The organism is Halorubrum sp. SS7, from assembly GCF_005435055.1.
GTDB classification, from domain to species: domain Archaea; phylum Halobacteriota; class Halobacteria; order Halobacteriales; family Haloferacaceae; genus Halorubrum; species Halorubrum salinarum.
The window spans coordinates 1-281 of record NZ_SGXV01000523.1 but is presented as its reverse complement, the minus strand read 5'-3'; the positions used below and the strand labels follow the sequence as shown (position 1 = coordinate 281).

General features: G+C 67.6%; 1 pseudogene. It reads right to left on the bottom strand.

Going from position 1 to position 281, the window contains the following annotated elements:
* Positions 1–8: 8 nt before the first annotated feature.
* Positions 9–281 (bottom strand): annotated as a pseudogene (locus tag EXE44_RS19025) (metal-dependent hydrolase); the annotation flags it as partial.

Genomic DNA, 281 nt, shown 5'->3' with positions numbered 1-281 from the left:
CGGACGGGCTACAGCCCGAATCCGGTCGCGGCCTGCGAGGCCGCGGACAGGTCGAGGTCGAGGGTGACGACGTAGGTGTGGATGGCCCAGAACGCCGCCAGCTCGATCCCGGTGACGATCACGGTGACGAGGTCGGCGTACTTGCTGCTCGTCGTCACGCCGGTCGGCATCCCGAACTCCCGGTCCGAGAGCGGGTGGAACAGCGCGATCCCTCGCCGGCTTCCGACCACGTCGAGAACGTAGTGCGTCAACACCCCGATCCACACGTACTGGAGGTTCCC